The sequence below is a fragment of the Bacillus sp. S10(2024) genome (assembly GCF_050473865.1).
GTDB lineage: Bacteria > Bacillota > Bacilli > Bacillales > Bacillaceae_G > Bacillus_A.
The window spans coordinates 1-7,653 of sequence record NZ_JBFLUR010000012.1 but is presented as its reverse complement, the minus strand read 5'-3'; the positions used below and the strand labels follow the sequence as shown (position 1 = coordinate 7,653).

6 protein-coding genes and 1 pseudogene are annotated in these 7,653 nt (G+C 31.9%); 5 read left to right on the top strand and 2 right to left on the bottom strand.

The features are described from left to right. Positions 1 to 56 precede the first annotated feature (56 nt). Positions 57 to 251, top strand: coding sequence for a hypothetical protein (locus AB1280_RS24630; RefSeq protein WP_429757424.1), 195 nt, complete (start codon positions 57 to 59; stop codon positions 249 to 251). Next, positions 251 to 544 carry a hypothetical protein gene (locus tag AB1280_RS24625; protein ID WP_429757423.1) on the top strand — a complete coding sequence of 98 codons (294 nt, stop codon included), beginning with the start codon at positions 251 to 253 and terminating at the stop codon, positions 542 to 544. Before AB1280_RS24630 ends, AB1280_RS24625 begins: the two co-directional genes overlap by 1 nt. A gap of 749 nt (positions 545 to 1,293) precedes the next feature. On the opposite strand, the gene AB1280_RS24620 is transcribed toward AB1280_RS24625, so the two are convergent. Then, a complete protein-coding gene (locus AB1280_RS24620; protein WP_429757422.1) occupies positions 1,294 to 1,890 on the bottom strand; it encodes a DUF4240 domain-containing protein in 597 nt (198 codons plus the stop codon). 327 nt (positions 1,891 to 2,217) lie between these two features. Beyond that, positions 2,218 to 2,850 (bottom strand): hypothetical protein, encoded by a 633-nt coding sequence (locus tag AB1280_RS24615; RefSeq protein ID WP_429757421.1) that lies wholly within the window; start codon positions 2,848 to 2,850, stop codon positions 2,218 to 2,220. A gap of 394 nt (positions 2,851 to 3,244) precedes the next feature. Here AB1280_RS24615 and AB1280_RS24610 point away from each other — a divergent pair, with 394 nt between their 5' ends. The 3 genes and pseudogenes from AB1280_RS24610 (at position 3,245) to AB1280_RS24600 (ending at position 7,029) form a co-directional block, all read left to right on the top strand. After that, entirely contained in the window at positions 3,245 to 3,364 is a 120-nt protein-coding gene (locus tag AB1280_RS24610) for a hypothetical protein (RefSeq protein WP_429757420.1), read from the top strand. A 1,316-nt stretch (positions 3,365 to 4,680) separates the two neighbouring features. After that, positions 4,681 to 6,152 (top strand): annotated as a pseudogene (locus AB1280_RS24605) (plasmid recombination protein). 220 nt (positions 6,153 to 6,372) lie between these two features. After that, positions 6,373 to 7,029, top strand: a complete 657-nt coding sequence (locus AB1280_RS24600; RefSeq protein ID WP_429757411.1) for a MarR family transcriptional regulator — start codon at positions 6,373 to 6,375, stop codon at positions 7,027 to 7,029. Positions 7,030 to 7,653: the final 624 nt, after the last annotated feature.

Below are 7,653 nucleotides of genomic sequence, written 5' to 3'. Positions count from 1 at the left end.
TGAATTAACTATAATACATACGCAAAACTATTGTATTTTTGAAGGATGAGGTTATTATGGTATTGAAGAAAGCTAGTTTTAAATTGGCAAGTATTTTTGTTTTATCTATGATTCTATTATTAGGGTTATTTTTCACCTGTAGATCATATGCTCAAACTATTGATAATAGTGTTGCTTTATCATCTGAAATTAACGAAGGTGATGCGGCTTTAAGAAGGATCCAGGGGAAAACGCTTATTATAATTCGTTAATGGTTAAATATGGAGTATTTAGTCATGATGGTGTTTGGTCTTGGCATAAAGGATCTTTTGGTCATCCAATTGAGTCTTTAGCCTATCATTATAATAAACATGGGAAATCAGTTGGAGCTACAACAATGACGCAATATATAAATAAATCTATAGCATTTAAAGCTAATCTTAAAGGAGCAACAACATCAAAAGTTAATGGAGCGGTTCCAAATGTTTATAGATATAAAAAATTAGGTAAATTCATAGATATTCAAAAAGGAAGCAACTTAATTATTTCTTTTGGTAAAGCGTAAATAAAAGCAATAAAAAAGAGGGTCTAAAAAAGACTCTCTTTTTTATTTTTTGGTATTGAAAGGGAAAATTAGATACCTCGATGTAAGATGTAATATTCACCTGTTTCAAGTTTTTGAGTAAATGTAATAATTTTTTCTAATTGAATTATTAAATCTTGTTTGTTGAATTGCAATTCTTTATATTCTCCTTCATCTTTATTATTCTCATTCCATTCATATTGTCCGGTTAAATAAATTTTGTCAGGGGCATTTCTAATTAAATTTTCCCAAGAAGTAAGAATGTTTTTAAAAATTAAAGCGGATTTTTTATCAAATAAAGTTAATTCATAATAATTAATACCAAATTGTCCTTGGGAAGTTTGGATTTATAGGGTTAATACTGGGAATCCACTTCAAAGAATCATTAATATATACAATGAAATCGTCATGATTGTAACCATATCAATAAAATCTAATTCATTTTTATTTAATTTCCAAATGTATTCATATCTATGTTTTTTTTTATTAAAAAGAATTCATGTTCTAATGTCATAATTTTCCCCTTTTTATTTTTTTTCTGTTTATAGCATTATAACAAACTATATCTATATAACGAGGTTGGTTTTTTTATCTTTTATCAGGCCAAACAGGGGTACCGCCAGCATTTCAGAAAAAAACCATGCTAAGCAAAAAAACTAGCCTCTACAAAAGAAGCTAGTTGACGTAAAATTCGTTCTCGGAAGTTCAGGTTTGTATGTAATTGTTCAAGTTTAGGAATTTATTCTCTCCATTTGTCCTTTATTGCTATATGTTTCATAATCAAACTTTGGCATATAATCAAATTCTTCGTCATTTTTCTGTTCATATGCTTCTCTAGCTACACTCAATAAAGATTCAAACTCTATGTCCTTCGGCATTTCCTCAGGATTTTGTAAAACTTCGTAATAGAAGTCCCGTCCATTTGCTACAACCACACATCTTGCATACAGAAAATTGTCTACGGAGAAAAATTTCTTCTCGTTTACATAGGCATACTCACCAATGTTCTTTGCATATTCAATACCGTCCAAATCGTAAAGCAATTTCGAGAGTATGTCCTCAAAAGCAAATATATCTTCATTGGAACTTTCACTTAAATAGTTTACCGCCTTTTCCAAAACCGCTTCGTCATCACCTTCATGCTCCCAATCAAACATATCAATAATTTTCCAGAACTCATTCTCGTCCATCTTCTGATTTTGAGATGTGTTAAACATATTAACCTTCTCCTTTGTTTTCTTTTTATTTATAACTACATTTTGATGATTTTGATTACAACCAAACAGACTGCATATCAAAAAGAGGGAAACAAATAACTTTTTCTTCATATAAGTCCCCCTTTTTTTCTCCATTGTACCATTTAAAAAAAGGCATGTATCGTGTTTTTTAGATTGTATAATCTATTCAAATTCAGTTAACATAACATCCTATTATCGGTAGCAAGGATAAAGGAGAAATCCCTTGTGAGAGTAGGGATTCTCCTTTATCCTTTTCTATTACTCTATGCATCTTTTTATACATTCCTATCTTGACGCAGGTTTTCTGGTTCTCGTTTGTTACTGGATTAGCCAAAAAACTGTATAAAATCCTGCATATTATTCGTTCTTTTAAAATTTCATGTACAATAATTGAAATTCATTTATTTACTGAACAAGTTAGAGAAGAATCCTTTCTTTTTTTTCTCTTCTCCTTTGGCTGCTGCGAGTTGTTGAATGCTCCGTATATTTTCCATTAACATTTTTATCTCTTTCATTTGTTCGTTCTTCTTGTCTTTTTAATTGTTGTCCCACTTGTTTAAGGAGCTCACGATCCGCTTTACGTTCATCCTCAATTTTTTCTAACAGGGCGTAATAAGAGTTTCGTTCTTGCTCCATTTCTTGGATTTTCTCTATAAGACTTTTGTTAAGTTGTTCTTGATTTTTTACATAATTCATTAATGATTGTATAGCTTCTTCTGTTAAAATAGATGGTTCAGCTGATATAGGATTTAAAGAGTGGGTAACAGAATGGGTTTCATTTTGGGATTCCTTTTTCTTTTTTTGAAGAGCGCCCCCCGCTCTTTCTAAAGAGTGTCCACCTTGACGCCTTGATACAATAACCTTTGCAGCTTGTTCTAAATTAAACCTTTGTTCCTGTACTAAAGTTTTAAACAAAATAAGTGTGTCTTCATCATAGCGGGTATAGTAGCGAGTTCCATCTTCATTCTTTTCCCAGCCATACCCGTTCTTTTCTAGAGCGGCAGCCCATTTTCTTAAAGTGCTTATTCCGATACCTAGCCGCTCGCTCATTTCCTTATTTAGCAAGACATATTCGTATCTTTCACGCTCTCACCTCGCTCTCTAGAATAGCATAAAACGCTCTCCATCCGCTCTTGAACTCGCTTTTCAATGGTTATTCGAGGATTGAAAGGGATTTCCTTTGTATTTTTTGCTTAGCGTGTTTTTTTTTAAAATACTAACAATCCCCCTATAACTTACCTTTCTAATTATTAATTATTAAAAATAGAAGATAAATCACGATAAAAATAGCACCAAAAAAGGCTGCAACAAATCATTGCGGCCCTTTTTATTGTGATGCTACAATGCGTTTCTTACTATTTAACATTAAAATAATTAAAGTAATTAAAGGAGGTACATATATGGAAATTGGAAAAAAATAAAACATTTAAGATTAATAAATAAAATGACACAAGAAGATGTAGCTAGCCAATTATTTATTTCAAGACAAGTTATATCTAAATGGGAAACTAGGAAAAAGTCTTCCCGATCTAACCAATTTATTAGCCTTAAGCAATCTATTTAATGTTTCAATTGATTCTTTATTAAAGGAGGATTCAAATTTGCAAAATCAGATAATAAAACAAAGCAATTACAAAAGATATTTACTAATAGCCGCTATATATATATATTCTTTGATTACTCTTATTGTTATATTTTATTGTCTTATTGCTTTTTTACTTATACCAAAAGACATAAAAACATCAGATCTAAAAGTTATTAATTCACACTTTTATAAAAAAACGATAAAGAAGAATTCTATATATTTATAGTAATTAACACCTTTTTTCTCCAATTATTCAGGGGATTATAGCCTCAATGTAAAAGAACATGAAATAAACATTCATGCTAATCGAAATTCAATTCCTTTTAGAAATAAAGATGTTTTATTTTCAATTGAAAAAGATATATCTCATGGAATAGATTGGGAAGAAAAAGATGTTTACATTGTAGATGAAAACAATAAAAAAATACTTATAATAACCATAAAAATAAACAACTGTATTACCAACTAAAAAATTAAAAAGTAGGCGATCAAAATTAAAAACATTTATAAATATATTTTTATACTAACTACGCTTATTCTTAATATAATTAGTTCTCTACTCATTATGAATACTGCATTTACACCAGGGAATATGGTATTTGCTATTACATTTTTATTTTTCACCATGCTATTTCAATCAACTACAATGCTATTTATTATATATATGATTAAAAATGATACATCTAAAAAGCTAAAAATAATATTATATGTATTTTTAACACTAGATATATTTATCTTTTTATCATTGCTATACATGACATATATAGTAACAACAACATTAAAATATTATTAACATTTTTATAGTAAGGGAATGCTTGTATACTGATCTGTACTGCATTCCTTATAATATGTATGCTATATTATCTACTTAATAGAAAAATAAAGTAGATAAAGGTAGTTTGTATCGTGTCTGTCAACGGTAAGCGGACAGAATGAAGCGAAAGCGAAATGAAGGAGCATTAAGGAGTTGACAGACTCACTATGCAACCCTCTTGTGGTTGTCAAAAGGTATCCTTTTGACCCTGCCAACCGGCGAGGGAGCCCCTCAAGGAATTGAGGGGTTGGGGAGTTCGATTGATGGGGTCAAGGGGAAGAGTTCCCCTTGTAGGTTCGACAAAGTCCGAGGTCTTTTTGCCATGTTAAACATGGCTCGGCAACGCCGACAGCGTCGCAGGACCCCTATCGATTTTGATGCGTTAGCGTCAAAATACGTATAGGGTTACGTTAATTGACTCCATTTCGTCGCTTTGCTAGACTTATGGTATCAATTAATCTAGGGGAAGTGGTGGCACTTTATGTTGGCGTCTATCTCATTTAATCAATCTCACCAAAGTTCGTTGAAGCCATAATAACAGAGAAAACATTCATGGGAATCCTGGTATTGATCCAGCCAGGTCAGAGGAGAATATTTACTTTGTTCAAAAGGACATCCGAAGTGTATACAAGGATGTTTTTCAAGAGGCGGTGGACAAGTATAACGAGAAACAAAAACGGAAATGATCGTAAAATAAATGATTACTATGCCAAAGTACATAAAGACGATAAGACACATGAGCAACGAGAATTGATCGTAGCGATTGGAGAAGGCAAAGATGACCCAAAGTATAGGGAAGCAAAGAAAGAAGCGTTAAAACGGTATGCAGAAGCGTTTCAAGAGCGTAATCCAAATCTAGCAGTCTATAACATGGTGTTACATGATGACGAAGCAAATCCGCATCTACATATTAACTATGTACCGAATTTCGAAAGTAGTCGAGGCTTAACGAGGCGTGTCGGAATGGATAGAGCCTTGCAACAACAAGGCATAAAAGGAAAAGGAACGGAACTTATTGCGAATTGGAGAACATTAGAAACGGCTTATATCGAGGAATTAGCAAAAGAACATATTCCTGATTTTGAAAGGGCAAATGTAGGGTCTCACAAGTACATGAAAGTCCGTCAGTATAAGGAATATGCAGAAACAAAATCATTTATTGAAAATCAAGTACAAGAAAAAGAAACGCAATTACAAGTTGTCGATCATCATTTGAAAGATGCTGAAGAAAAAGCAAAAGAATTACAGATGGTGAAAAAGCGTTTGGAAAGTGATGTCGTTGAGAAGTACAAAGAATTAGAGACAATGAAGCAACAAGTGGAAAGCGGAAGTGAAAAGCTGCAGCTGATTGGCCAACGTTATGTAGAGTTAGAAAAAAGAGTAAAACAAAAGCAAGAAGAATTAGATCGTGTTGCGGATCAAGTACCACATGAACCTGTTAAAATTCCATTTTTGCGTAAAGAAGTAATAACAGAAGTACAGGATAAGATGTTTGGAAAAGCTGAAATCAAGAAGAAACAGACAAGAAATTATGTGTTATCACCAGAACAATATCAAGAATTAACAAAACAAGTGAATGCAGCGGTGACTATCAAAAAGGATTATGAGCATTTGAGAAAAACAGATTTTGTGAAAGAGTATCAAAGTTTACGAATGACTGCAGAAGGTTGGATGGAAGAGAATAGGACATTGAAACAAGAAAAAGGTCAGTTGCAAAAAGAAGTGGGGACGTTAAAGACTGAAATAAGTTCTTTAAAAGCTCATATAAGAGATTTACAGACAAATATAAAGGTTTTATATCAAGAAACAAAAAAAGTCTTTAAAGAGCAATTTAAGACGTTTAGAGCGATTATTAAAAATGAATTGGATAATAAGGGAATAGATAATCAATTTGAACGTGAGTATAAGAGGGAAATGAGCAATAAACATCGAGGATTTGATATGGAAAGATAAAAAAATTGGGGAAACTTTGTTTCCATCTTTCAGGTTATTGAAAACGTGATAGAATGAAAAAAGAGCCATGCGGGAACATGACTCTTTTAAAAGGGTATTCTACGAAAATACCTAAAAGAAAATTATCTGGTTATAGGTTATCATAATTTGATTTATAATCAAATAGCAAAAAATAGGTGTTTTTGTTGATTCCCTCAATTTAAGGAGGAATTAACTAGATATGACAAAGAAAATTATTGATTTTGGACAAGTTGAAAAAAAAGCAAAAGAAAGAGATAGCAAAATTAATAGTATTTATGAAAAACTTGAAGGCACTGGTGGACTTTCTGAAGAAGAAAGAGCCATGATGCTACAAGTATTAAGTAAAATGTCTGGTGGAGAAGAATATTTTATTGGTAAAAAGAAAAAACCTACGGATCGGGTGAGATTTGTGCAAATGATTACAGAGAATATTGATTATTTATGTGAAATTGGCTATTTAACTCAACCGGAAAAGGCATTTTTATTTGATATTTCAAGATTTCTAGAATTTAAATCAAATGTTGTTGTTGAAAAAAATAAAGATGATGATATAAAACCGAATGCAGCATCTCCTAGTTATTTAGCTAAGAAATTAGGGAAAACAAGGACTTCTATTTCAAAAATGATGAATGAATTGCTTGAAAAAGGAGTTTTAGGAGTGGCAGAAACTGGTGTAATAACTGAAGATGGAAGAACTTGTTCAGCAAGGACTTGGTTTGTTAATCCTAATATATTATGTAATTCACCTAAAGATGATATTGATAGAGCGACTCAACAAATTTTTTCAAAAGCTTTACGTAATATTAAAATTGAAGGTAATAGAAAAAAACATAAACTACCAATTTATTTATTTTAGATGTCAATTTATATTGACATCTTTTTTTATTTATCATTTTCCATTTTATAGGTGTTAAATTTTTTTAACACAGGTGTTAAAAAAATTTAACACCTTATGTCTTATAAACCCTTGCTATTACTGGCTTTCTTCACTTTACTCTTCTCACTCTTATATATAGGGCTAAAAGTTCCGCAAGGAACGGGTCGTATTTTTGAGAAAACCACTCAAAAATCTCCACCCTCAAAATAAAAAAGTCGGTTCGTTAATCCTCACCTAAAGGCTACCGCCTTTTCTTTTTTATTTTGTCCTTGCAAAACTTTTTTCGGCTGGTTTTTAGCTTTTGCCAAGCCGAACAGACCAAAAACGAGGATTTAGATGGTTCGACTTAGACTAGCAATTGTACCAGCCGAACCACCCAGTCCTATCGATCTATTCAGTTCTCTTTTGCAATATGCAGTTACGTTAAATTCTTGGGGGCTAGCCCCCAAACCCCCAGCCAGCACTCACACCCAAAAACAAGGGAAATACCGAATAGACATTTACATTTTTTGTATTTTCTTGAATACAAACCCTATTTTGGTATAAATAGGTTGAGGAAGCGCTAACATTATAGTATTGTTATAATGTGGTTGATTTACATAA

Coding starts and splice junctions, on each gene's coding strand:
- AB1280_RS24630 (WP_429757424.1), top strand. CDS start 57: ATGGTATTGAAGAAAGCTAGTTTTAAATTGGCAAGTATTTTTGTTTTA.
- AB1280_RS24625 (WP_429757423.1), top strand. CDS start 251: ATGGTTAAATATGGAGTATTTAGTCATGATGGTGTTTGGTCTTGGCAT.
- AB1280_RS24620 (WP_429757422.1), bottom strand. CDS start 1,890: ATGAAGAAAAAGTTATTTGTTTCCCTCTTTTTGATATGCAGTCTGTTT.
- AB1280_RS24615 (WP_429757421.1), bottom strand. CDS start 2,850: ATGAGCGAGCGGCTAGGTATCGGAATAAGCACTTTAAGAAAATGGGCT.
- AB1280_RS24610 (WP_429757420.1), top strand. CDS start 3,245: ATGACACAAGAAGATGTAGCTAGCCAATTATTTATTTCAAGACAAGTT.
- AB1280_RS24600 (WP_429757411.1), top strand. CDS start 6,373: ATGACAAAGAAAATTATTGATTTTGGACAAGTTGAAAAAAAAGCAAAA.